Here is a 26,037-nt window from a genome sequence, read left to right as displayed (position 1 = left end):
TGTGTCATCCCCGCCTTGCGAATATGAAGTGAAGGAAATTTGCAATGACAACGCTGAGCCCCCACTTTATTGTATCTATGCTATCGCTCTACGCTAATCAAACACATTTAATCGTAGTAAAAAAAGAAGAGGCCATGTCTTATGCATAAACTTATGGTTATTGGCAGCAATTCATTTTCGGGCGCAAGCTTTATTGATTATGCGCTCGATAAAAATGTCAAAATTATTGGTACCAGTCGCTCATCCGAGCCAGCCAACGCATTGCTGCCCTACAAATGGCGTGATCATCAAAACTTTAGTTTTCATAAACTCGATCTCAATCACCACTTGCCTGAAATAATGGATTTGATACATCAAGTCAAGCCCGATTACATTGTTAACTTTGCCGCGCAGAGCATGGTGGCGGAGAGCTGGAAATATCCTAGCGACTGGTTTATGACAAATGCCGTCTCAACCGTAAAATTACATGATGAATTACGCAAGTGTGATTTTCTTAAGCGGTATGTTCATGTTTCAACTCCGGAAGTGTATGGTAGTTGCTCGGGTTTTGTGAATGAGAATTATCCCTTTAACCCCAGTACCCCTTACGCCGTTTCCCGTGCGGCTGCTGACATGAGTTTACGTACCTTTTATAATGCCTACCAATTTCCGGTTGTGACAACCCGAGCAGCAAATGTCTATGGCCCCGGCCAGCAGCTTTATCGCATTATTCCCCGCACTATTTTATTCATTATGCTAGGCCGCAAACTTCAGTTGCATGGTGGAGGCGTCTCTACACGCTCATTTATTCACATGAAAGATGTATCGGAAGCTACATGGCAGATTATGCTAAATGGCAATAATGGTGACACTTATCATATTTCTACCAATGAAGTGATTTCTATTCGGGATCTTGTTGAGCGTATTTGCAACAAACTGAACGTTGATTTTAATGACCATGTGGAAGTAGTGGGCGAACGATTAGGAAAGGATGCGGCTTATCACCTCGAAAGCGCCAAACTTCGTAAAGAACTCAACTGGGAAGACCACATTTCCCTGGATCAGGGACTGGATGATTGTATTGCTTGGGCTCGTAACCATTTTGATGAGTTAAAAGCTCAGCCATTTGACTATTCTCATAAGCCTTAATTCTAAAAATGAAGAGGCAGGTTCATCACACTGTTTTGTCAACCTGCCTCAGCCATTCAATCATCTTCCCGCAGAAAGCAGCGGGATCTTTTCCGATCCATAACGGCAAAAAGTAATAACCTCAAAAGCATAAAAAATTATTGAAATAGCAAGCTCTTCGCGAGCAGCGCAGGGGAAGGATAATGGTTTTTATATTAATCCTTGAGCAGAACCTCATCCTTTCGTATTCGGCACTAACGGTGAAACCACACCATCCGCCATTAAAGCGTACAATCGCATCTGCTCGTGGTTATTAACCTGATCAGCACGGAGGGGTACATTGATGAGAAACCCGGATGGAATCGTTTTGGGAACAGCAGTAATGTCATCGCGAGTAATAGATGGCAGGCTTTTAGCCACAATTTCGGAACCAATCGCTGCTATAATTGCAACAACCGGCCTATGTGCTTTAACGTCTGCTGCCCAGCCATTTACACTGTAACCATAAGGCGTTGGTATAATACCCTCGATTAATCCGGCCGTCCCCTTGGCGATAGGATAGGCTCGGTTATTGATGACCAGTTTATCCGCTTTCACCCTACCAAGTGATCTAAGAGGCGCTCCATCGATTAACGAAATCTCGGAAGTAAGCTGCACTGCACGTCCATCCTGCATCAAGGCGAAAACACGAATGGGTTCCGATTCCTTCCCACTTTCAAGTGGTATTTGTATGTTAAAGCCGCTGGAGACAGTGTTCTTACCCAGCGCGAGATTAATATCAGGCCGTTTCACCGTGGGGAATCCTTGCGCGATAACGGAAGAGCCGATTGTAGCAACGAGCTGGCTGACACGCCGCCTTGCCGTTTCATCCGCTGCCCAGCCACTAGCACTCAAAAAGCCGCCCTGCTTGTCCGCAATCGATACCGAGCCCACACCCAGCACAATAGGGTGCTTGCGCCCATTCACCGTCAATGTCATATCCGAAGCATTGAGTGTACCGCTCACGGTATCACTGATTGTTTTGGCTTCTTCAAAATCCATTACAAAATCAGGATGAGCTGCTGCCCACCGCAAGGCCCCTGCCCGACGCTCTGCAATCACGGATTCGACCGTATCCGGATTTAATGGTCGCATGAGGTTCGCTGGCGTATCCTTATCGGGGTGCCCTAAATACGTATTCATCATAGCTTTGCCCATATTCAAACTGAAATGGGTTGGGTCATTCCACCATTTCATTTTTGGCGTCTGCGTAGGAGGCTCTTCAAGGAATTTATTATATTGCGAAAAACTGACAACATCCGAATAAGAAGCCATCTTGCGCATCCACTCTTCCAGGAGCGGCCAGTAGCCGAGCGACATCAGCCTGTAATCGTCCCAGGGATAATTGGGTGTCAGTAGCATATGTAGTTTCACACCATGACGACGGGCAAGCGCCACTATCCGATCTAAAGCTTCCATTGCGCTAGGTTCCAAATGTAGTTTGGCAGCGCGATCCCACCCAAGCACCGTGCGGGTGTACAGCGTATCACTAAATGTAGACGCTGGATCATAATCGCTGCTTGGCACTCTGTACCCAAGTTTGGCTATATGAGCGGGCGTTGGACCATCACCATGACTAGATGAAATGGTTTTGATTGAATCGATGATCGCATCAGTACTAAGCTGCAACGAGAGATAGTTGCTGAAGAATTCTTTCCAGGTTTTTGGAGCGGGTTCAGATTGTTTGGTCGTAAAATTATAGAGGAACAGTTCAATAAAAATATCTTTTATATTGGGGTCCAGTTTCAAATATTGTTCGATATGAGCAGCATTTTCGGCAAGGGTGCTGGCTGGTATCGCGGCATTATAAGCAGGTGCAAAGTCAGTCCCGTCGAACAGGGAAGGATCAATAGATTGCTGTATTCGAGATGTCCCAAGAAACACGGTCTTGGGTTGATAACGCCAGACTTCATAGGGTTTGATCAACCGATCAATATCCAGACGCAAGGGTTTATTTGTATTAATTCCCGGTAGGTGGATTTGAAAGGGTGAAACACCATAAGGATCGATTATCCAGACAAAAGCGAGAAGAAGGAGAAACCAAAGTGCAATGTACCAAAAAAGCTTACTCAAATAACGATCCGAGATAACCGCATCGTTTTCTTTGCTGGAATCAAAAATAGTTACGGCTTCATCCGTTTTGTTGATTTCTAATTCATTGGTTGCCACTGGAATTCCTTTCAAATTATCCTTTAAAATTGGAAGTAGAGAAATGGGCTGATATGCGACAGCCCCAATACGGAAAGTACAAATAGAAACGCAAGCACGAAAGCCGCCCGCGCATCCAGGCGCTGCAGCGCACCGCGTAACGTATGGCGATGTGCTTCTGTGCCGAGTACAGGCCTGAAATTCCCGAAGATTTGAGAAGTATTTGGCATCAGGAAGATGACAAGCAGGTTAACTGCTAACAGGATGCCAACCGGTCGTGCCACTGTTGAAAGATAATCAGGAGAAAGCACAGCAGGCCATAATTCATGCGGTTTGAACCAATTTTCAAAGGAACCCCGATGCGTAAATTGTGCTTTCCAGAAATGGGTGAAGGATTCCAGACCCAAAGGCCCGCCATTAAAAGGGAATAAATGGGCAAGCATGATGCGCGCCTCGCCAATCGTCTCAGCACGAAAAGGAATCCAGGCCAGTGTCACCAGAAGAAAGGTAAATACGATTGCGATCATGCGCACAGGCGCTGAATGATAGAAACGATGCCGCGTAAAAGGCAACTGCCGCCAGGCATGATTCAGCCCCAGTAATAATCCATGCACGCCGCCCCATACGGCAAACGTCCAATTTGCTCCATGCCAAAGTCCGCCGAGCAGCATGACGATAGCGAGATTAAAATACCGGCGAAGGGTGCTATGCCGATTGCCGCCTAGCGGAATATAGAGATAATCACGCAAGAATCGCGACAGGGTAATATGCCAGCGGCGCCAGAAATCAATGATAGAACTTGCCTTGTAAGGGGAATAGAAATTGAGCGGCAAGCGAAAGCCGAATATCCGTCCAAGCCCTACCGCCATGTCCGAATAAGCGGAAAAATCATAATAAAGTTGAAGCGCATAGGCGATAACGGTGATCCAGGCTGAGGCAGTGTCAATGGGATGCCCTGCCTTCACCATCGCATAACCTGCATCGGCGTAAATAGCCAGACTGTCTGCAATTACAACTTTCTTAAACAAACCGACAATGAAAATACTAATACCGACCGCAAAGTCGGCCTTGAAATCTCTTCGTAGTGCAGCTTCTAACTGAGGCATAATCTCCGAGTGATGGACAATAGGACCAGCAATTAGCTGCGGAAAGAAAGTTACGAAGAAAATGTAGTTGAGAATGGTAAAATTACGTGCCAGCCCGCGATGCGCATCTACCAGGAAAGCAATCTTCTGGAATGTGATAAAGGAAATACCAATGGGCAAGAGGATGTTCGGCATAGATAAACCGGTGCCAAAGATTTCATTGACGTTAGCAACCAGGAAACCAGCATATTTAAAATAAGCGAGAACACCAAGGTTGAAGATGATGCCAAACGTCAGTACCACCCGTGACAGTGTCCGTGAAAGGCGGCCGTCAATCAGAATCTTGCCAAAAATCAGATTAATCGTAATGGAACCTAGCAGTAGCAGTAGAAATTGCGGCTTCCACCAGCTGTAATAAAAAAGTGATGCGAGTGCAACCCATCCTATTGGCAAGAGGGGCGTTTTATTTCTGAGCAATAAAAAACCGAGCAGTACAATAGGCAGAAAGATGAAAATAAACACATAGGAATTAAACAGCATGACTGGCAAACTTCCTTATCAATCTTTGTAAAAATCCTTCACAAAAACCCGCAGATGGTATCAAAGGATTGGGTTAAGAAAAAGCCCCCTTGGATAGCTACAGTTTCTCCGCTATCTGCTGGCAGCTAGCAACAAGCTGATTAGGATAGCGGAAATAATCACCTATTGTTAATCCATTTAATTCCATTCTAATTTGATCGTGGTACTGCGAAACGGCTAATCCTGCAGCATTAACCGCCTGGAAAAATAATTCATAGGAGTTCATGCTGTTTGGAAACTGCTTTATCGCCTCTAACGCGGATTTAGCTGCAGCGACCATATTCCCTTTTTTAAATTCATCTTTGCCCTTAAGAAAGCCGCGATGCGACTGGGCTGCCAATTCAAAGCTCTGGGCTATTCTATCCCCCAGAAGGTTATCGACTAGCCGTTTATTCTCTTCGGAAAACTCGACCTTCCATTGCTCATGTTCACCCTTACGAAAATGCAGTTTTCCGTTTTCAGGAACAGGTATTTTGGAATAATCTGCATCTTTAATCTGATTGAATTCGGCAATTTTTTTGACATAATTAACCGGATTACGCTTAAGTTCATCATATAAGACAAACAAAATATCAATTTTTCGATCAGGCGAAGCATAATAATCCAGCCAGCCTTCTATCCAATTAGCGATATTGGGGAAAAAGCTTCTAATCTGAAAGTCGAATTGCTTTTCCAGTGACCAGTCATAATAGGCACGGGGGATATGGTAAATTTTTGAATGATAGTTTCTCGCTGAGGGTCCCAATTTCCGTAGATGGTGCACCCATGAGACAAATGCATCCCGAGGATCACGCAAGAGTACGACGATACGATCAATCCTGGATTCTTCCAGCACGGTCATGTTATGGTATGAAGCCTGCATGTGGCTGCCAAAAAAATATCCTCGTGAATAATGCTTTAATTTATCGGGTAACAGCATTTGTGTGTTGTAATCACCACAGGCATATAATTTCCGGCAGGAGAAATCTCGCCCCTGATTATAAAATTTCCATCCTTTAAGTTTCTGAAAATTAGGTATCTTAAGACCTGTCACGCTGCTTACCGCATTCCACGTATAGACGGTTCCACTCTTTGGAAGTGAAACAAAAAATATTGATTTTTTCCCCATAGAAATTAACAAATCCTCTCCCTCGAAAATGGATGAGCCACAAGATAAGAAAGCAGACAAAAATTAATGCGCTGGCCAATCTTAGTCAAATACGAACAGCCTTTTTAGCCTTAATTTTTTGGCTTTCCAGTATTGACAGCATCATATATAATCGAAAACGCTGATTCAACAGGTTCGTCAGTATTCGCTATCGGTTCCAGCCATATTGGGATCAGTGCAGCAAGCTAAACGACTGTACTAGGAAAGCTAGGCAAGCTCCATTCTTATCTTCATATTCATGAAGCCTTACTATTAGAAAAGCTTTCTGAAATTTGTGTATTTTATTTAAACTTATGATAAGGTTGGCGAACCTATAGTAGATGTCTATGAGGATGTCGTTCTATTTATGGATTGCGTAAAATAGGAAGGTGGAATATTTAATGGAAAATAATTACAAATCTCAAACCATGAGTTTAAAGACGATTTACCGGTTTTTTAATGGTTTCCTTCATATAAACAAATTCGTGGCTTTAGCACAGACAATTTTTTCTTGGAAAACAATAGAGAAATTTAAAGTTCCCTCCAAAAAAAACCGACCCAAAGAGCCCTTTGTTTTGTTAAGGGACAATAGCGCAAATGTGACAGATCAACAAAAAATGGCACAGATACTTATCCCAATCGATGAGATTGCCGGCTTATTAAATTGGCCCGAAGTGCTGGATGATGTAAAAAGAATGAATGGATTCAATGAATTGATTCGGCTCTTTAACCTCTATGCCAATGAAAAAAATAGCGTGAGCAAGTCTTCCAATTGTTGGGTCTTGCTCGCCGCCAAGAATTGCGACCAATTATTGGAACATGGATATAATAATTTCAAACGAACCATTGGTCATAATTATTTTAATTTTCTTGTTCAAAAAGGCGACGCCCAAATTCAGGCTGTTGAATCATTATTATCCGAAGACATTATTGAATCCTGCCGCAACACAGCACTTTCCATACCGCATGACCCGACCTTCCCTGCCAATGAACAATTCAGTTATAACTATTTCGTCTTATTATTATGGGAATATGCAAAGAAAATAGATACCAAGCGTTATCTTGATCGGCTTGAAGAACCAAGAGAAGGAAATCCCCTTCTGGTATTTTCAAATGGAAAAAGCATGTCTCAGGATTTAGCTAATTCCCTTATCGAATATTATTCAATAGATAATGCTATTTCGTTTAAAAATATTAATACGGTGCTTGAGATCGGGAGCGGCTACGGGCGGAACGCGCATGTTATTCTGACGCTTAACCCCAAAGCCAGAGTAGTATTAGTTGATATTATGCCTGCTTTATATATTGCGCAGCGATATCTCTCATCTGTATTTCATGATCGTAATATATTCAGAGCCAGGAATTTTGACAGTTACGAAGAAGTAAGGGATGAAATAGAGCGAGCATCCATTGTTTTTCTGCTTCCACACCAGCTTACTTTGCTGCCAGACAAGCAATTTGACTTGTGCATTAATATATCTTCATTTGGCGAAATGAATCTTGACCAGATTCAATGGTATTTTGAGCAAATCAACCGGCTTGGCTCCTATTTTTACATGAAACAATGGGATCTCTCCAAAAATCCTTTCGATGGCTTGGTGTTACACAAAAACGATTATCCCTGCCTTGAAAATTGGCAAGAAATCTATTCACGTAACTGTGCCGTCCAAAATGAATTCTTTGAAACATTATATCAAGTGAACCTCACATGAAATCCAATAATCTAATTGCTATCTACGATTTTGAGTTTTTCCCTTATGCGCTAGGTGACGTATTAACATGGAATGTGCGTACGGCTATGCGTTGCGAAGAAACGGGCAAAAGTAGTGTTGACGTTTATATTTGCCTCGATAAGGAACATCCCGCAAGCATTTATCAGCGTGGTCTGATTAACCCGGATAATTTTGAACTTTTCTTTAATGAACTCTATGGCGCCTTTGGTACCAATCCCAGATTGGGGAATATTTACATTTTTCGCCAAAGAGACGCTATGCTTGAAACACTGGAAGAAATCGCTGCTAAAGCAGACGAACATAATTTAGAGGCCATTAATGACTATTTAGCCATGTTAAAAGATAAAGTCAGCGATGGGCTGTTAAGAAAAGCTTACAATATCATTGAGCAGAAAATACGCCGTAATGCGTTAATGAAAAAAATTATTCAACGCGTTGTTCCTGAGCAAATTCAAAAAACCGTTGGCAATAGTCTTTCAGATGAAAAAAGGTTGAATGATTACTTCATCAAATATGTTTACTCTCACGAAAGTATCAATCAGTTTGCTGCGCAAAAAGGCTATATTCCTTTTTTACAACCCTCACTGGGATGCGGTCCTGACATTGATGAAGTCATTGCCCGGCAATTTAAAGGAAAGAAAATCGTTCCCTTTCATTTGCGTTTGCGCCGGCTCGATGTCGGTTACGGTGGTGACCACACTTATACACGGGATTCTGACTTTCTTGAATGGTACGATTTCTTGCGTGAGGCCGGAACAAAACACCCCGAAGTCCAGTTTGTTGTGCTAGGCCGGTTACAGGAAAAACCCCTTGAAATTCTTCGCTTGCCCAACGTGACCAGCCTTAGAATCTATGGGATGGGGTTAGGTCATGAATTGACGCTGATGCTAAAAAGCGATCTCTTCATTGGCACCTCGAGTGGCTTTGCAGCACTGGCTAATTTCTCAGCGATCCCCTATTTTATCACCAAAATGAACCCTGGATCCTGTCATGCTTATGCTATCCCAGAAGGTGCAGAAAAATTGCCCTTTGCTAACGAAAACCAGAAACTGGTATATGAAAAAGAAACGTCTAAATTATTAATGACTCTCCTCGAGGCCGGGCTGGAATTAAAAGAAACCGTTCCTTCTGCGGAGAATACATCGATATCACAAGAAATTAATATTGAGAATTGGCTGAAGCTGCATACAAACCCGTTTCATTCATCAAGAACAACCAGCCGGTTTTATAAGGATGAGAAATATCGCAACGAAGAAACGGCTTATCTTTTATTGCCCTACTTGGAAAAAGCGCGCGAAGCGGTTGAAAATAATGAACCTGAAACAGCCCAGGCTATCTTGCTTAAATTGAAAAACAACTTTTCCGATCTTTGCAATAGACTGCCTGAATATTTATCACTGGAAAAAAGAATTATGCAAAAAGCAGAAGAGGCTTTTGAATGAGCAAAGTAATTTACGTCAGCACACCCGAACGATTCAGCTCAAGGCTTATCAATCCGGTTGCGATCTTGGCCGATCTGTCAAGATACCGTGAATTAATTACTTCCATGACAATTCAGAACTTTCGCTCAACGTATCAAGCAAGCTATCTTGGTATCGCCTGGCAAGTTGTCTTGCCGCTCATTATGTTGTCAATTTTTTACTTTGTATTTGGCGTTATTCTCGGCGGCAGATTTTCTAGTATCGCGACAGAGTCCCGATTAGATTATGCATTGGCATTATTTGTGGGCTTGGGTTTTTTCAATTTTTTAGCGCAGAATATTGGCGCTGCCCCCTCGGTGATTCTATCCAATATGGCCTATGTGAAGTCCCTGGCTTTTCCGCTTGAGGTGCTGCCGGTGACGACTGTTCTTACTTCATTTATCACCTTAGTGATTAATGTTGGCATCACCATGATTGTTTTTTTGCTTGCCAAGGGAAACATTCATGCCAGTTCAATTTGCACCATTTTTTATTTACTCTGTATTTTACTGACCACGCTGGGTGTTTCCTGGATTCTTTCAACACTAGCCGTCTTTTTCAGGGACATCAGCGCGTTTATATCCCCTCTAACTATTATTCTCATGTTTATGTGCCCTATTTTTTATCCCGCCAGTATGGTGCCCAAGCGGATTAAATGGGTCATTGAGGTAAACCCAATCGCTGTTATGATTGAAAATGTTAGAGCCTGCATGCTTTACGGCGTATGGCCCAGTCTATCTTCTATCATTTATGTATTTTTATTCTCCTTAATTTTTGCCGTGATGGGATATTGTTTGTTCATGCGTTCTAAAACAGCCTTTGCTGATGTAATGTGAGAGGAATTTGAATGAGCAAGGACGAAGTGGCTGTTCGGGTTGAGAATGTATCCAAGATATACCAATTACGAGGAACGCCAGAAGATAAGCTGTTTTTTTTGATAAAAAGCGTCCTGGCCAGGTTATGGCCGGGATTTAAAAAAACAAACGCAAAGCATTCTCATGGTCATCGTGAGTTTTATGCTCTGAATAACGTTTCATTTGAAATCAAGAAAGGCGAAAGCTGGGGCTTTGTCGGTGTCAATGGCAGTGGCAAGTCAACCTTGCTCAAGATCATCTCAGGCAATTTACGCTTATCTACCGGCCGTGTGGAAGTGGATGGCAAAGTTGCCATTCTCGATTACGGCAGCGGATTTAATGGCGACTTTACCGGGCGGGAAAATGTTTTTATTAAAGGAACCATACTGGGATTAACTAAAAAACAGATTCAAGAACGCCTTGATTCTATCATCGAATTTGCTGAAATCGGGGATTTCATCAACCAGCCAGTAAAAACCTATTCTAGCGGCATGGTTTCCCGGCTGGGATTTGCCATTATGGCTCATGTGGATGCGGATATTATCATCACAGATGAGGCATTAGCGGTTGGAGATGTTTTCTTTGTTCAAAAGTGCATGAAGTTTATTCGGTCATTTCTTAAAAAAGGCACTTTTTTATTTGTCTCGCATTCCACCAATGACGTTTTATCGCTGTGTCAAAATGCCATGTGGCTTGAGCATGGGGTTATTAAGGCAATAGGACCGGCCCCAAGTGTTACGCAAAATTATCTGGACCAGCAGCATTTGGATTATGTTAAGAATTTATCCAAAGGGGAAAGTGAGCTTCAACAGAAATCTAATGTAATTGAGATCATAAAATCAGAAATCGCACTGGAACAGTCTGCTTTAAGCAAGCTGATGGATTATAAAATTTCTGAATATTTAATAGATGGCCAATTAAATCATACAAATAATGTCAATTTATTTAATGATATTGAAATTTTACCTTGTGAATTAGAAGACAATATAGGAACTGGCGAAGCTAGCATAACAAAGGTGACTTTATGTGATAAAGCAGGCACAGCACTTTTGTCGACCCGAGGTGGAGAAATAGTAACACTTAACATTAAGATTCTAGCCAAGTGTGAGCTGCAATCCCCGATGATAGGTTTTCAGGCACTAGATAGTTTTGGACAAGTACTTTTTGCTGATAATTCCTATTTAGTGACTAAAAATCAACGTGTGGCAATAAAAGCAGGAACTACTTTTGTTGCTGAATTTACTTATCAAATGCCTTTACTTCCTACAGGGGAATATACCATTCGGGTTGCGATAGCTGTAGGCGAAGAAGAAGGTAATGCCGTATTACTGCAAACTATAAATAAAGCGCTGGTTTTTCGATCTGTAAACGCTTATACAATGCAAGGACTTGTTGGTATACCTATGCAGTCTACTGAAATTAGATCTAATCCGCTTAATCAGGCAGCGCTGACCAAGTGGCACTCTAGTGCGACGGTTGGTTAACGAAATAGCCATTGTAATTTTTTTTGTTTGCTTTGCAAAAACGAAGCGAGATATGACATGCGCATGTTATATGTTTGGCATAACATGCTTAAACCATGCTAGCTTAAACTTATTGCTAACGATGAGAAAAAGTATATGATAAAAAATACAGTAGAAATAATCCGCATGAAATTTGCAAAGCATCTTGCTCTACACGGATTACTTTTTTGTTTATTGATCAGCCAAATACTTATTTATTTTTATTTACTTGTTCATTGGAACAATTCAATTGGTATTAGATTTTCTCTTGTAGCAACACAACTATTGTTAATCGCATCACTTTGGTTAGCCATTGTCTATAAAAAAACACCCCCCTCAGCATCAACACATATAAATAAAAAATTTACCCTCAAAGCTTTTTTTGCCTTTATTATGAATGGCATTACTGAATGGAACAACAGTACCAGCAATCATTTTTGCCATTTGGATCAGCGATTATGTTTATCTGTAGGAATAGCCCTCATCTTATTTGCTGGAACGTATTTTCTGATTCCTTATAATCCCCAAACATTACAAATATTCTTGCCAGAGCAGGTTGATTTATACGGTATCATCGACTCGTTTCCCCAGCGAGCCGCATATGAAGTTTTTTTGTGCTTTATTATAGGTTCGTCTTTCATTATCGGACTACTCTCCAAAAATAATAGTGATCACTTTGTTATTAAAAAAAGTTCGTCAGCTATGTTTGGTATCTTGATTTTAATTTCCGCAGTGGTAAGTGTATGGACTTCCAGCCTTGATGTTAGAGCATGGATGGTTCTGTTAATCACGATTATCGTAGCCTTAACAGCTTATTATGCAAGATTACGCTGGATTGCGTGGGCTTTTATAGCTATCCTAATCATCAGCGCACTACTACCCGGATGGCTTCATACGCCTGAACCAGTTGCTTCGGCATTGAAAGGCTTTGACCAGCATTATGATATGGTTATGTATCGAGGACGACAGCTAGCTGCTGGGCATTTATTTTCTATTGACAGTCCGCCCTATTATAGCATGCTCTGGTCTTCCTTGATTGGCATTATAGCGAAAGAGATACAGATTCCAACATTTGCAATGTTAATCCGCATCACTCAAGCAGGCCAAGTACTCTGTCTTGTTGCATTTGCTTTGGCTGGGTGGCTTCGCATACGTTGTCAAAGCAGTCGTGCTGTAGCAATGACTTTTCTCGCCGTTGCCGTTGTGCCTTGGCTTAGTACTGATGGCTTTGCCGTATGGTACCCCAATCAATCAGGATTACGTTTCTTAATGGTACCTGTCGCAATTTGCTTTGTGCTTCTAATCAACCGAACATCAACAATCTGGGCAGGGGGCATTGCTGGTGGAGTTTCAGGATTTGCGCTTATTGCCAATTTCGAAACTGGTGTAGTTGCGACTGCCGGTTTAGGCATGGCATGGCTAGTACAATTACGTCATCAGCCTCTTCGAGCGTGGGTGACTTCCGCTATAAGCGGCATGGTGGCCTTGTTCTCCGTTTTCCTCATGCTTGCATTGAGTTATCGCTATTTTTTTAAAGCATGGCCTTTTCCAACCGATATAAAATCATTGGCGTCTTTCTTTTTATTATTTACCGGCGGTTTTGGGGGGCTTGCGTTACCTTTGCGTTCTCTAGTAATCGTCATCATGGCACACGCCAGTTACAAATTTATGCAATCTATGCAATGTATATTTGATCGGAAATCCATTGCACCCGATGCAATGACGAGTGCGATTGCAACAATGCTTTTGGTCTGGTTCCCTTATTACATAAATCGACCTGATGATTGGAATTTATGGACTTTTATTGCTCTTTATAGCCTTTTGCTCATTCCAATGTTTACAAAAGGCTACCAAAGCATGGTACCATTCGTTATTGGATCGTTGATATTGCTTCCAATCGCAGCAAAAAATCTACCCTACTTTGTAATTGATCCGCTATATAGCAACCAGTGGCGTTCGGGATTTCAGCCAGGTTGTGCGGGCGGACTAGTACTACCAGCGGATTATTGCTCTCATTTACAGGAACGTGCCAAAACCCTGAGGAATCTCGCATCGCAAGGTTCAATTGCATGGTCAACTTCAATACCTGTGCTTACTGATCAAACTGCTAATACCCCTGGACCTTTTTGGACAGGCAACCTTTTTGGCCTGTCATTAACAAACAGCAACTTCAATAACCTCATACAGAAAATCAAAGATAAAAAAATTGACTTTTTACTTTTTGATGATCCGGCTGATTCATTTATACAGCCCCGATTACCAGAAACTTCATTTAATCAAAAGCTCCTTGCGACATTACAGAATGACTACTGCAACCCTCAGTTAATAGGTGGATGGCTTGTTGCAAAGCGAAATCAAAACGGACACTGCTAATTATCAAATGTAAAGTTTAATTTAAAGATGGCTAAAATCTTCGTCAGGTAGAAAATGAGGGAGCTCGTCTATAATATTATAGACTTAATCTATGATACATTCAGGGAGTGAAAATGTGGGAAACGCTCGTTACTTTTATTTCTGGCTTAGGGTTACCAGTAACTATCGCTAATTTGGTCGCCTTTGCTGTAGTGGAACGTTGGATGCCAGCTGAGTTGGAACAGCCGTTGAACGCTTACTTTCTCAATATACGCATCACGCTCCTCTATCTTATTGCAAGCAGTTACTGGGGAGGAGTAAGTGCAGCCGCTGTAACCAAAGCAGGAGCATTAGTGGGCATGGGGCTAATCGATTTGCGCTTTGCCTCCGGTAGCAACATTGGCTTGCAAGTAGCAGCGGGGTTATTAGGCGTAATTATTGCTGACTTCTTCTATTACTGGTTCCATCGCTTTCAACACATTATTCCTATGCTTTGGGCTCAGCATAAAATTCATCATTTAGACGAGCATGTCAATGCATCGTCAGCAAGTCGTCATCATTGGCTAGAAGAGCTTTTTCGCATTCCTTTTCTTGCAATACCGCTTGCTGTGTTATTTAAGCTCGATCCCATGCCGGCGGGCGTCATTGGCATGCTTTTCACTTCATGGGGTTATTTCATACATGCCAATCTACGCTTTGAACTTGGACCTTTAACCCGATTTTTTGGAGGACCTCAGGTACATAGAATCCATCATAGTCGCCTAGATAAGCATTTCGACAGAAATTTCGCTGCTTTTTTTCCTCTATGGGATATTGTTTTCAAGACTTACTATCATCCACAGCGCGGAGAATTTCCACCAACAGGCATCGCTGGTGAAAGGGTATCCACTCTCAGGCATGCAGCATTACTACCCATCCAAATCTGGATAAAAAACGTTCGAACCTGGTTTCGAAGTGCTCAGGAAGTTCTATAATAGAAATTGCTAAACACTTGTAATTATTCCAAGCTCCTTCATATCGTTGATATCCTGCTGCCTACAGTGAACATTACTACCTATTCCGAAATTAAAATTTAATTTAGCATCCAATTTCCCTTTAAATAATAAGGCACTATGTATCAAATTAGCGCGAATCAAACGGGTGGTGGGTTCTGTGCTGGGCGAACGTTGTACTTCAGTAACGCTGAAACAATGGGAGTACTGTAAAGGTAAAAGCAATAAAGACCACCCAGCACTCTCAGCCTTAACTCGTATAACGTTCCGTCCAAATCGCATCTCTGAGTTTTTTGCTTTAACCAATTGATTAACTATATTCTTGGGCAATACATTTTGAACAATAACCGACTTATCAAACGAGAAGTTTGGCCTTGACAGCTGGAGAAATATTTCCTTGGCTGAATTTTCTCGAATTATATTGGTTGGATTATAAGTCCCAAGATTAGCATTTTTAATTTCGTATAAATATAAAGGAGGACTAGCCATCCACGTAAACATGACAATATTGAAATAGCTTTTAATTTTTTCCAAATCAGCGTATGACCAATTTGCCTGCTGATTTGCTCCTAATGCAGAATTTATTGCTGATTCTAAATAGGTAGCAGTTTTTTCATTCTCTTGCTGCATATGAGGGTGAATTTTATTCAATTTGTTTTTAAATTCTGCTCTGAATACTGAGCTCGATATGACATCATTAATCTTGTATTTTTTTTGTAATTCGTCAAAAGCCCTTTTAGCAGAAATGGAGACATTATAATCTACGTAAGCAGCTGCCGCAGACCCTTGCATTCTTTGAATCATCACCAAAGATAGGTCGGTACCATGCAAAGCTTTATCAGAGATAATATATCTCACACCTAATGCTTTCAGAACCTTTAAATTCAATTTATAGACATTTAAAAAATGACGATTATAAACATCATCTTTTTCAGCTAACATAGCTTTAAAAAAAACATAGATGGGTAAGGATATCAAGTGCCCATATTCCTCGAGAGTAGGAATATTAAAATTCCACAAATCAGAAAACATATGTCTATTACCAAATCGCTTATTTAAAAATTCTCGTGCTAATATATATTTATTTGGATTAAAGTGATGATCTGCATCACTTGATTCAAAAAGCTGCCTCAATGGAGAATTTTGGCTGGCAAGATAGGTAACCGTTGTGCCTCTGAAAATCACGCCTGGTTTAAGCGCTGTTTGCTTTTCGAGATAGTCCACAATAGGTGTTTTATTGGGAACCTTAAGAGACTCGGAATTATTCGCGAAAGTATCAAGCCAAATTTTGATTGCTAACACTGGTATAATAAGTGGTATCAATAATATTATAAAAGGAAAAAGAGTATTCCAACTCTTTATGAAAATAGGCTGGGCCAAATTAATTGAAAAATTTCTTACTAGTACGCATTTCAATCTAACAACTTGGCGCCATAAAAACGATACGAATATAATTGCAAAAACACAGTATATAGGATAGGCAGCCCAAAGATAATAATAGTTATTGATTTGACTAATGCTTCCACCAGAAACTATACCATTCTCGAGTACAAACGCTACGCCATCCGGGATTAAAGCAATTAAAAGAAAACTAACGGCAATCCATCTATATTTACCATGTTGGGAAAATAACCCAACCAATCCACCTAGAAGTGCAACAACATGAAAATAGATAAAAAAGATTGGCGGGGCAAATAAAACATGTGCGTGATTATTCCATGCCTTAGGCATGGAAAATGATATTTTATTATTGGGCATATCAGCAGCAGCGGAGATATATTTAAATGTGTCTGTATAGTAATGATAACCATGCATAATTAAAAAAAGACACGCTACTAAGGAAATTGCTCCTATCTTCCAAAACAGGTGCTGGCGATTGATTTTGTAAAGGAAAAATCCAAAAACCAATAACGCATATACAGGAACATAAGGAATAAAATAAGCCCCCGCTGTCAGAGCCAATAAGAAACTCGCAACCACGAGAAAAAAAACCAGCAAAATATTATAAAACGTTCCATATTCGCCCAATTTGATATAAGCAATTGTCATTACGCTTATAATTGCCATCCAATGCGCATACATTGGGGCGAGCGAAAAAAAAGGGATGGCTTGAAAATAAGCAGAAAATGGAGGAAAAAAAAATAAAACATATATCTCTGCGGCAAGAATCGATTCTATTTTATTTAAACCTATTGTCTTTGCCAAAAAAAAGGTAGCAAGAAAAATTTCCACCCAATAAATCGAATAGGAAATAGTAAAATTAATTAATGTATTGCTGGAAAATCCCAAAACTAAGGCGCCAGGATTCCACCATGGGTTCATGGGCATAAATATAGATCCCATGCCCTGAAAAGGGTTAATGGTACTCATATCAAAGGGCTTTCCCCACCCAATCAAGAATTTTGAAAGCCATGCGGCAAGTTGACCATCAACCTCTGAATATAAGCCCCATACCCATGCACCTCCATTAACAAGCCAACTAAAAAGAAAAATGAGAAAAAAACAAAATATAGAAGCCGCAATAATCAAATTTCCCTTGGAAACAACCTTTATCATTTTTAACTCCATAATATCTTCCTGATAAGACTAATTATGCTAATAGAATTTTTTAAATCCTATACTGTTTATTTCAATACAACCACCAGAAGCCTTGATAGCGAAATTTTAACTATTGAATGGCAAATCGATAAAACATTTCTTAAGCTAAATAAAACAGATTCTTCACGATCAAAACCGTCTACAGCCACTTCAATATAACTTTTGCCCTGTCTCAACAACCGAATAATCAACTCGGCCTGCTTATCAAGTCCGGTCGCTTCAACATGCCAACGCATAAAGCGTCCTCAACAAAATTATAGGTAACGCTTTGTTTGCTTTATTCTGGTAAACATGGGCAGGAATATGAGAAAATTGTTGCATAGATGCTTTAACTACGGATGACGTGCCATCCATTGAAGCGTCGTTAAAAACAAGAATTTCATGTGTTAACTCTAAAATAGTCGCTACTTTTTGAAGCGTTTTAATCTCACCAATGACATGCTTTTCTTCATTGTAGCAAGTTGCGATAAAACTGATATCTGTCATAGAACCTCTTGTATCGCTGTAGATTTATCCATTAAATTATCCGGTTGATAATCTTTCTACAATCCCTCTTAACAAGCCAATATGTTTATCCTAGCGCTATCTAATGCAGACTGTTGTACTCAACTATTTTGAAATAGCCTTTATCTCCTAATTAAAAAAGCGGAATAAAAAAATTAGCAATCGCGCCTAAAAAAAAGCAAAAATCATTCGCTAGATCTGTATGTACCTTTATGCCATTACACTGATTTCGAAGAAATATTATCAGACTAACTAGCTATTCACCAGCATCAAACACGGCATAAAAATCCCAACTTAGGCCAGATTAAATAAATATCTAGTAACTTGAAGTTCCTCTGATTTTGGGATTTGCATTTAAAGTTAAGCTGGCTGATATAAAATTCACCAAAATATTATATTTGAAAAAATAATTGACAATCGATATCAATAATCTCTATTCACATACACAACCTCGGATGATACTGAAATCAGTCTTGATAGCGTAAACAGATGGGAATCTCTTTTCTTAAAATTATCTTAGAGCAATTTTAAATCCTTTCAACAAGCTTGATAAAAATTTATGCCTTTTTTGGGTCTAAAAAAAATGGTATAAAGCTGATCACTGCACTCAACAGACTACGGACTTCATGGATGAATTTAGATAAAATAAATTTGCCAATCGCAAAAAAGCGTATCCTATCTAGCGAAGGCATAACTTGGAGGTTTTTTTTAAACACTTTTTTACTTGGGCTTGCATTTATTATTATATTAGTAGTTCTAATCCCAGGTTGGATGCGCTTCCCTCAGCTTTTATATATGTATCGTGATGGCGAATATAATTTGTGGATTAGCCTTAAAACTGCTGAATGGTCTGGCCTTTACGATTTGACTTCAATGAATCCCCTACAAGGGATGACTAGTATGCTAGTCACGATTAATCCGTATTTTGATCCGGGACAGTGGGTTTTTTTCTCAGGAATGCCTCAGAGTATAAAAATACTTGCATCTTATACAATTTACGCTTTAGAGGTAATCCTATCAACTTTTGCACTGGGGCTTACGCTTCATTTCAAACCTCTACACTCCTTTGCAGCTTCAATTTGGGCGTGTCTTCTCCTATTTCCACCTTTTAACTTTTATTTTGGCCTTGCGGGATGGTTCACTGTAGCGCCTATGTTTGGCCACACGTTAGCATTGTCTAATACCTGCCTAATAACATGCTTAAACATCGGAAACAAATCTAATCTACCTAAGTTAAAAAGGTTTTGGAAAAATCTCCTTCTAGTAGGGCTTTTGACATTACTCATTACTATGATTTTGGTAGTTGCGCCTTTTTATAATGCTGGTGTGATGATAGGAACAGTGCTTTTGTTGAGTTGCATAGTTATCTCTTCGCAAACAAGAGAACAATTTCTTTGGCGATGTTTCGGTGGATTGGTAGTTATTGGTACCTTGCTTATATTAGGGTTACCGGAATTTTATGCCAGCGCAAAGGCTTATTCAGCGCGATTTTTGGTACACCAACCTATTTTATCCATAAACTTTCATAATTTTTTCAATGCACTTAACAAAGAAAATATTGCTGGTGTGTGGAACACGCTTTGTATTTGGGGAGTATACTGTCCGCCCTTCCCCAACTGGCCAATTTCAGTCAGTGCTCTTTGGTTAAACATTGCAATAATCGCTGGCGGTATCACCGCGTGGCTGACAATGCCTTTATCAGTTGCTCGCGTAGGAATTCTCATCGCGGCTTGTTGGACAGCTCTGTTGGTCATGTTTGTGCTAATGAGCCTTAGCATTCTTTCTTCTCTTGTTGCGCCCGTCTGTTATTTTTTAATGATGTATTCGCTATTCGCACTCTATAGTTTATATATTTTGTTTCTGCCAATTAATATAATCACCTATCGATTAAAACGCCCTTTCAGCTCAATTTTATTATCAATCTATTTTCTATTCACCCTTGGCATAATTACTTTCGTTGGGATTGTGCTTTACACCAACCCTGGAGAAACCATAAAAGCAATTAAAACTGAGGCAAAAATTCCCCAAACTTCTATTATGCTTGAGAATCGCCATAAATTAACGCCCATTATTAACATATTACAACAAGAGGCCGCTTTGCACCCTGGTAAGTCCTTTAAGGGTATAGTTGCTACCCTATATGGAAATAAAAATGGAAGCCTAAGGCAAGTAGCAGGGGTAAGAAAAACTACTGCTGTTGAAGCAGGACAATTTGAGGAATTTCTTACAGCAGCCGCTAAAGAAACTGGCAGTAGTCATGATCTGTTAGACCTTTGGACTTGGAATATTCCTACTCTTTCAGAATATGGACAAGGACTGTCTCGTCCCTTAACATTTTACATAATAAAATTTCTTAGCAATCCAGGAGATGCTGCCGAAACGCACTTCGCCTTTCCACACGCAGCAAATATAAATATCTTACGTGCTATGGGAGTACGCTTCATCATCATCGACGCGCCGGTTTCCAATACAAACGTAAGGTTGCGCCACAAACTTAAAGCAGGTAAACATGCAACGCTTTATTTGTATGAATTATCCAAACCTAATCTAGGTAATTATTCACCAACTCGGCTCTTGCCCTTACATAATGTGGAAGAATTTTATCAAAAAATAAAAGCTGATCCGGAACTTCTTGAAACCACAGCCTACGTTGAGTTGCCTGATAAAATTGATTTCATACCTGCTCGTGAAGTTAAAATGATCTTTAAAAAAGGAAGTATCCATATAACGGCCAAAAGCAAAGCAACTTCTACTCTTTTACTCCCAATTCAGTTTTCACATTGCTACAAGCTCAAAGGACCCTCCAGTGAAAATAGTAAAATAATGCGTGCAAATTTAATTCACACTTTGCTTATTTTTAAAGGCAACCTCGATATCAATTTGGAGTGGTCATTTCGTTGGAGACACAGCAAGTGTCGCCAACAAGATGTCATAGATATGAACAATATAGGTTTGTAATTAAAAAATAGGACGCATCAAATTTTTAAACCAATACTGTTTATTTCAATACAGCCACCCGAAGCCTTGATAGAGAAATTTTAACTATTGAATGGCAAACCGATAAAACATTTCTTAAGCGAAATGAAACAGATCCTTCACGATCAAAACCGTCTACAGCCACTTCAATATAACTTTTGCCCTGTCTCAACAACCGAATAATCAATTCGGCCTGATAACCAAGCCCGGTCGCCTCAACATGCCAACGCATAATATCAGTGCGTTTAAAAACTGGGCATCCATTATAATATTTAATTGAAAAACCGCTAATTAAATTAACTACCCGAGTAAAACCTTTAGAAATCAGATGCCTCAATAAAGTACGTCCTTCTATTACCCTGTAAAAAGGTATTACCATATCCGCTTGACCTATGGCTTTAAGAATCGTTGTATGCGTCTCAATCGATTCAATATTATCACCGCATATAAGACGACAATATTTGCCTTTACCTTGAAAAGCACCCTCAACAAAATTATAAGCAACGCCTTTATTTGTTTTATTCTGGTATAGTTGGACAGGGACATGAGGAAATTGTTGCATATATGCTTTCACCACGGCTGACGTGCCATCCTTTGAAGCATCGTCAAAAACAAGAATTTCATGTGTTAACCCTAAAAAAGTCGCCACTTTATGAACTGTTTCAATCGCTCCAATAACATGCTTTTCTTCATTGTAGCAAGTTACGATAAAACTGATATCTGTCATAGGACCTCTTGTATTGCCGCAGATTTATCCGTTAAATTAAAATAAAATGATAATTTAATATTTCCTTTCCAAAGACTATATATTCCCATTAAGACAGCCACACCTACTGCGTGAGCATGGGCAAGGATGGCATACGATAGTGATACGGATTTTGGCACACCCATTTGGGTCAAACCTAAAATAACCATTAAATGAAAAGTGCCTATGTACCCTGGCGAAGCTGGAATCATCACAGCAATCCCCATCATGATCATCAGAGCAACAGTTGCTTCGACTCCTAATTGGTAGCTTCCAGCGATTCCCAATGAACAAAGCAATGTGTATATCCAAAATCCTTGCGCAATCCAAATACAAACGGACATGCCGAACATTTTGGTAATATTTTTTAAATCGCCTAGCTGAAAAAAACCAGAATAAAAATTGGTGAGCATTCCGGAAAAAAATAATAGTGGCTTAGGCAGCGTTAAACTATTTAACTTTTTTAACTTCGCCATTAGAAAATTATTTTTTTTAAGCAAAAAAGCGGCCCCGAATACAACAGCGACAATAGTGAGAAAAGTATTTACGGTAGAGATGACCTGACTAGGTAAACGATAAGAATAGATGGTTAAGCAACCTAACAATAAACTACAGAGTAACACCAAATCCATAATGTGTTCTCGGGCAATCGTTCCTAGCACATTTGTGTTAGGAATTTTTAAAGTTTCCGCTATTAGCCTAGCCCTTAAAATATCGCCAATTCTGAAGGGTAATACCATATTAATCATGGTGCCAATAGAATAAAAATAAAAGCTATGCATAGCAGTCAATCTGTTGCGAAGTGGAACCAAATAACGCCAACGGAATCCAGTCATCCACATTTTCAATACACCAATAATGGTACCTATCAATAACCATATATAACTTATATTTGACAACAAATGCGACACTTCATTTACGTCAACTTTCCTAAAAATGAGAAGTAGGCAAACGCCACTGACAGTAAAACAGATGAGCAATTTTAGTATTTTCAAACTGCTTCTCCTAATGATTAGCCACTTTCCTTGATGTAAAATAGTTGTTGCATCATTAATAATTTTCGCGCAAATCTCTGGCCATTTTTAGTCAATTTAAAAGAAACATCATCATATTTCTCAATCCACTCTTTCTCAATTAAGATATCAATACGGTTTTGATAGCTTTGGTTTCTTATGTAATTCTTTAAAATTTCATTATATTCATCCGTGTAATCTGGTTTTTTAAGCAGATGTAACATCATACGCAACGAAATTGACTTATATATTGCTCCAAAAATCATCAAGAAACTTAGCGTTAAAAACCAATAAAAGGAAGAAAAGGAAAAAAAATTGATAGATAATCCCTTGATGGCTATCAAGCCCAACGCGAAAATATAGATCAACAAGGCATGACCGCAAACTAGCATAGAAGGTGAAATATTTCTCGTTAGACGAAGTAATAGCGGTGTAAGAATTAAATAAATTCCGAAGCATATTAAGCTTAAACTTAAATTTAATTCCATTATCCTGAATACCTCAAACCTAAAAATAACACAGATAACTTATATAAAAACGCAACTATCCTTCCTCTGATGGTAAGGGTCACTTTATTGTCATGTAATTTAATCAATTTTGTGGATATTAATCCCGCAAGCCGATGCTTTATCAACCAATCCAGGCCATGACCACCCCGATATAAATTAGCTAATTCTTCCGCGGTAAGTGATTTTTTTGCCTTATAGAAAGTCAGTAATAATCCTATAGTATAACCACGGGATAGCAGCCCCCAAATTTCAAGGTATATGAGCATTAACGCGCCGTATAAAAAAAAGCTTGCCCAACCAAATCCACTGCTATTTTTCGTAATGAGCAACCCTAATGCGATTATCCAACCTAATGTTGTCATAATAAAACTCAGAAAAAATTGCGCGGCGTTTCTTCCAGTAAATTTTGGTATTCTTGCCAGAATCATTAATAAGAAAGGAAAAAAAAGACAAGCTACAAGGGTAATTTGAATAGAATAATCCATTGAAAAATCTATTCCATTTATCATGACATTGCGTCCAACGGCTTTTGTGCAATAGTAGCTATATTACCTAGCTTTATAGGGAGAATGAACTTGGGCAAGGCCGGTACAGGAATTTTATCTAATCCTATTGCAGTCAATCCACCTTTAATAAAATGCGTCAGTGGAAAATAATTTGCTGTTTTTTCACTAGCTAAAATATCAAATCCTTCGGCTTTTAATAAAGCTTGAATGGTCGTGGGTTTAAAGAGTTGGGGATGCTGCAAAGTAAATGGTGGCCATTTTTTCCCTAAAAGGCGTGCCAATAAGGATGATTCGTCATGCGTGACGATAAATACAACGCCGCCCGGCTTTAAGTTAAGGTAAATATCCCGCATTAATTGCCGAGGCTCCAAAATGTGATCCAGCGCGTGAATAATGACAGCTGTGCTGATCGTTTCTGGCTCAATATCTGCAGCACTGTAATTTTTAGTTATTATTTTGTGAGGCTTGTTTCCTATCTGATGCGCCAGGATTTCATGTACTTCACAATTAGGCTCATATAAAAATAATTTATCTACCTTCGGGCTTATCGAAACAAATTTGGCAAAAAGGCCAATATCGGCACCGATTTCAAGATATCCTCCTGTGGGCGTATGATATTTTTCAAGCAGTTGATAATAGGCTTTTTGAGTGCGCTCTCGAGCAGGTAATGGAACTTCTGCCATATTTTCTAACTGGCTTTTGTATAAACTATCCAGCTGTTCTTGGGTAAAATAAATTGGGCAATAAAGTAATTCACACGCAGAACAACGAAAGTAAGAAAAGAAAACCCGTTGGTTTGTATAACCAGAAAGGAATTTTCCATGCTGGTTGATGGGAAGTTCCTCCGCGGCGGGAGCAGATTGCACTTCTAAAGTGCCCTCTCTAGAAGCTGCAAAACAGCCAGGGCATGCTTGCCGCTTAAGGTAAGAAAATACCAAAGTTAAATCGGCTGGTCTTATATCCAAATTATCTGCAATTTCCATATTATCGCCTGCCATTGTCCTTATTGCGTGGAAATATTATCAGACAAATTGACTCTTCACCAGTATCCCTCCACAAAACATCCTCGTACCTGAAATAAACCAAAACAAATATACATTGCATCCTGATTCTTCTATAATTTTTGGTTTTAAACTTAAGGATGAGCGATATATGCTGGAAAATTCTCCAAAAGCTGATAATTGGGATAGTCATTGGCAAGAATTGTCCAAAGATATCTATTTCAATACGCCAGCAGTCAGATATCGCTGGAAATGCCTTGAGCGATTAATTGGCCTCAATCATCAAACCTCGTCTCCTGCCAAACTAATAGATATCGGCTGCGGAACAGGAAGGTTGTTAAAGTATTTTTCAAACTGCTATAGCAATATCCAGCTCAAGGGAACAGACAATAGCTTTGTTGGATTAGAAATTGCTAAACAAAGCCTGCCTCAAGGGATTTTTTTTCAAGCTGATTTGTGCACTCAGCAATACGAGCCTCCCGCTCCCCATCGGGAATGGGCTACGCACGCTATCTGTTCTGAAGTACTTGAACACCTGGATGAACCAGTCATCTTTTTAAATAATGCCGGTAAATTTTTACAAAACAATGCCACGCTTGTGGTTAGTGTACCAGGTGGACCCATGTCTAGCTTTGACCATCAAGTAGGCCATAGAAAACACTACACTGCCAAGATGTTGGAAAATGAGTTGACACAAGCGGGTTATAAAGTTGAAAAAACTGCATGTGCTGGCTTTCCTTTTCATAATTTATATCGATTAGCTTTTATTTTAAGAGGCGAGTCCATCCTTAACGATGCAAAACAACAAGAACAAGGCAACAGTAGTTTTGTCTCATTCGTCATGAATTGTTTTGATTGGTTATTCAAATTTAATTTATTGAATACTCGTTTCGGATGGACGGTTTTGGCTAAAGCTTCCTGGCAAGGCGATCGCCCGGTTTTTTAACTCACTTTAAAATGACCATAATTTTATCGAAACGCCATGAAGTGACAAATGAATACCATCTAGAGTTCGTCCAACCTCCATTAATTAATTTGCAAATGTAAAGAAAAAAACAGGCAGTAAACCTAGTTAATTTAATACGGCAAACTACTTATTCTAATTGACACAAACAAAGCGTTAACTTTATTATAAGCGCAATTTTATTACACAAATTTTTACAAGGGGTAATACATAAGCATTACTGTTATCAACTTGCTGTCTCGTT

General features: G+C 39.7%; 20 protein-coding genes. 9 read left to right on the top strand and 11 right to left on the bottom strand.

The window, feature by feature from the left end; all coding sequences use genetic code 11:
• Positions 1–141 precede the first annotated feature (141 nt).
• A complete protein-coding gene (locus AQUSIP_RS02880) occupies positions 142–1,128 on the top strand; it encodes a GDP-mannose 4,6-dehydratase (protein WP_114833603.1) in 987 nt (328 codons plus the stop codon).
• Positions 1,129–1,341: 213 nt separating this feature from the next.
• On the opposite strand, the gene AQUSIP_RS02875 is transcribed toward AQUSIP_RS02880, so the two are convergent.
• From AQUSIP_RS02875 to AQUSIP_RS02865, 3 genes are all read right to left on the bottom strand, one after another.
• Entirely contained in the window at positions 1,342–3,315 is a 1,974-nt protein-coding gene (locus AQUSIP_RS02875; RefSeq protein WP_114833604.1) for a hypothetical protein, read from the bottom strand.
• 23 nt (positions 3,316–3,338) lie between these two features.
• Positions 3,339–4,919, bottom strand: coding sequence for an MBOAT family O-acyltransferase (locus AQUSIP_RS02870; protein WP_114833605.1), 1,581 nt, complete (start codon positions 4,917–4,919; stop codon positions 3,339–3,341).
• Between the two features lie 97 nt (positions 4,920–5,016).
• The gene (locus AQUSIP_RS02865) at positions 5,017–6,066 is read right to left on the bottom strand and encodes a sulfotransferase domain-containing protein (protein WP_114833606.1); all 1,050 of its coding nucleotides are present in this window, start codon (positions 6,064–6,066) and stop codon (positions 5,017–5,019) included.
• Positions 6,067–6,701: 635 nt separating this feature from the next.
• On the opposite strand from AQUSIP_RS02865, the gene AQUSIP_RS02860 reads away from it, so the two are divergent.
• The 6 genes from AQUSIP_RS02860 (at position 6,702) to AQUSIP_RS02835 (ending at position 14,959) form a co-directional block, all read left to right on the top strand.
• The gene (locus AQUSIP_RS02860) at positions 6,702–7,796 is read left to right on the top strand and encodes a putative sugar O-methyltransferase (RefSeq protein WP_170131739.1); all 1,095 of its coding nucleotides are present in this window, start codon (positions 6,702–6,704) and stop codon (positions 7,794–7,796) included.
• Positions 7,793–9,259: a hypothetical protein gene (locus AQUSIP_RS02855; RefSeq protein ID WP_114833608.1), complete on the top strand. Its 1,467-nt coding sequence runs from the start codon at positions 7,793–7,795 to the stop codon at positions 9,257–9,259. Before AQUSIP_RS02860 ends, AQUSIP_RS02855 begins: the two co-directional genes overlap by 4 nt.
• A complete protein-coding gene (locus tag AQUSIP_RS02850; RefSeq protein ID WP_114833609.1) occupies positions 9,256–10,113 on the top strand; it encodes an ABC transporter permease in 858 nt (285 codons plus the stop codon). Before AQUSIP_RS02855 ends, AQUSIP_RS02850 begins: the two co-directional genes overlap by 4 nt.
• Before the next feature lie 11 nt (positions 10,114–10,124).
• Positions 10,125–11,615, top strand: a complete 1,491-nt coding sequence (locus tag AQUSIP_RS02845; protein ID WP_114833610.1) for an ABC transporter ATP-binding protein — start codon at positions 10,125–10,127, stop codon at positions 11,613–11,615.
• Positions 11,616–11,750: 135 nt separating this feature from the next.
• Positions 11,751–14,006 carry a hypothetical protein gene (locus tag AQUSIP_RS02840; protein WP_114833611.1) on the top strand — a complete coding sequence of 752 codons (2,256 nt, stop codon included), beginning with the start codon at positions 11,751–11,753 and terminating at the stop codon, positions 14,004–14,006.
• A gap of 113 nt (positions 14,007–14,119) precedes the next feature.
• The gene (locus AQUSIP_RS02835; protein ID WP_114833612.1) at positions 14,120–14,959 is read left to right on the top strand and encodes a sterol desaturase family protein; all 840 of its coding nucleotides are present in this window, start codon (positions 14,120–14,122) and stop codon (positions 14,957–14,959) included.
• Between the two features lie 9 nt (positions 14,960–14,968).
• Here AQUSIP_RS02835 and AQUSIP_RS02830 read toward each other — a convergent pair whose 3' ends face one another.
• From AQUSIP_RS02830 to AQUSIP_RS02820, 3 genes are read right to left on the bottom strand one after another with little or no spacing between them, the layout of a single operon-like run.
• Complete coding sequence (locus AQUSIP_RS02830) at positions 14,969–17,545, bottom strand: hypothetical protein (protein WP_114833613.1); 2,577 nt, start codon at positions 17,543–17,545, stop codon at positions 14,969–14,971.
• Between the two features lie 56 nt (positions 17,546–17,601).
• The gene (locus AQUSIP_RS02825; RefSeq protein ID WP_114833614.1) at positions 17,602–17,811 is read right to left on the bottom strand and encodes a hypothetical protein; all 210 of its coding nucleotides are present in this window, start codon (positions 17,809–17,811) and stop codon (positions 17,602–17,604) included.
• The gene (locus tag AQUSIP_RS02820; RefSeq protein WP_114833615.1) at positions 17,795–18,061 is read right to left on the bottom strand and encodes a glycosyltransferase family 2 protein; all 267 of its coding nucleotides are present in this window, start codon (positions 18,059–18,061) and stop codon (positions 17,795–17,797) included. Before AQUSIP_RS02820 ends, AQUSIP_RS02825 begins: the two co-directional genes overlap by 17 nt.
• Before the next feature lie 648 nt (positions 18,062–18,709).
• Here AQUSIP_RS02820 and AQUSIP_RS02815 point away from each other — a divergent pair.
• On the top strand, positions 18,710–21,037 hold the full coding sequence (locus AQUSIP_RS02815) for a hypothetical protein (RefSeq protein ID WP_114833616.1): 2,328 nt from the start codon (positions 18,710–18,712) through the stop codon (positions 21,035–21,037).
• 40 nt (positions 21,038–21,077) lie between these two features.
• Here the strand turns inward: AQUSIP_RS02815 and AQUSIP_RS02810 are convergent, their stop codons facing one another.
• From AQUSIP_RS02810 to AQUSIP_RS02790, 5 genes are read right to left on the bottom strand one after another with little or no spacing between them, the layout of a single operon-like run.
• On the bottom strand, positions 21,078–21,782 hold the full coding sequence (locus AQUSIP_RS02810; RefSeq protein WP_114833617.1) for a glycosyltransferase family 2 protein: 705 nt from the start codon (positions 21,780–21,782) through the stop codon (positions 21,078–21,080).
• Positions 21,779–22,795 (bottom strand): lysylphosphatidylglycerol synthase transmembrane domain-containing protein, encoded by a 1,017-nt coding sequence (locus AQUSIP_RS02805; RefSeq protein ID WP_170131740.1) that lies wholly within the window; start codon positions 22,793–22,795, stop codon positions 21,779–21,781. The genes AQUSIP_RS02810 and AQUSIP_RS02805 overlap by 4 nt, the downstream gene beginning before the upstream one ends.
• 17 nt (positions 22,796–22,812) lie before the next feature.
• The gene (locus tag AQUSIP_RS02800; protein ID WP_114833619.1) at positions 22,813–23,301 is read right to left on the bottom strand and encodes a hypothetical protein; all 489 of its coding nucleotides are present in this window, start codon (positions 23,299–23,301) and stop codon (positions 22,813–22,815) included.
• On the bottom strand, positions 23,301–23,831 hold the full coding sequence (locus tag AQUSIP_RS02795) for a hypothetical protein (protein WP_147277458.1): 531 nt from the start codon (positions 23,829–23,831) through the stop codon (positions 23,301–23,303). The genes AQUSIP_RS02800 and AQUSIP_RS02795 overlap by 1 nt, the downstream gene beginning before the upstream one ends.
• Positions 23,828–24,811: a class I SAM-dependent methyltransferase gene (locus AQUSIP_RS02790; protein WP_170131741.1), complete on the bottom strand. Its 984-nt coding sequence runs from the start codon at positions 24,809–24,811 to the stop codon at positions 23,828–23,830. The genes AQUSIP_RS02795 and AQUSIP_RS02790 overlap by 4 nt, the downstream gene beginning before the upstream one ends.
• A 169-nt stretch (positions 24,812–24,980) precedes the next feature.
• Between AQUSIP_RS02790 and AQUSIP_RS02785 the strand changes: the two genes are divergently transcribed.
• The gene (locus tag AQUSIP_RS02785) at positions 24,981–25,775 is read left to right on the top strand and encodes a class I SAM-dependent methyltransferase (RefSeq protein ID WP_114833622.1); all 795 of its coding nucleotides are present in this window, start codon (positions 24,981–24,983) and stop codon (positions 25,773–25,775) included.
• Positions 25,776–26,037: the final 262 nt, after the last annotated feature.

Origin of the sequence: Aquicella lusitana (assembly GCF_902459475.1) — a bacterium.
GTDB lineage: Bacteria > Pseudomonadota > Gammaproteobacteria > DSM-16500 > DSM-16500 > Aquicella > Aquicella lusitana.
Note: the sequence above shows the minus strand (reverse complement) of the source record. Positions and strands in the feature narration are given on the sequence as shown.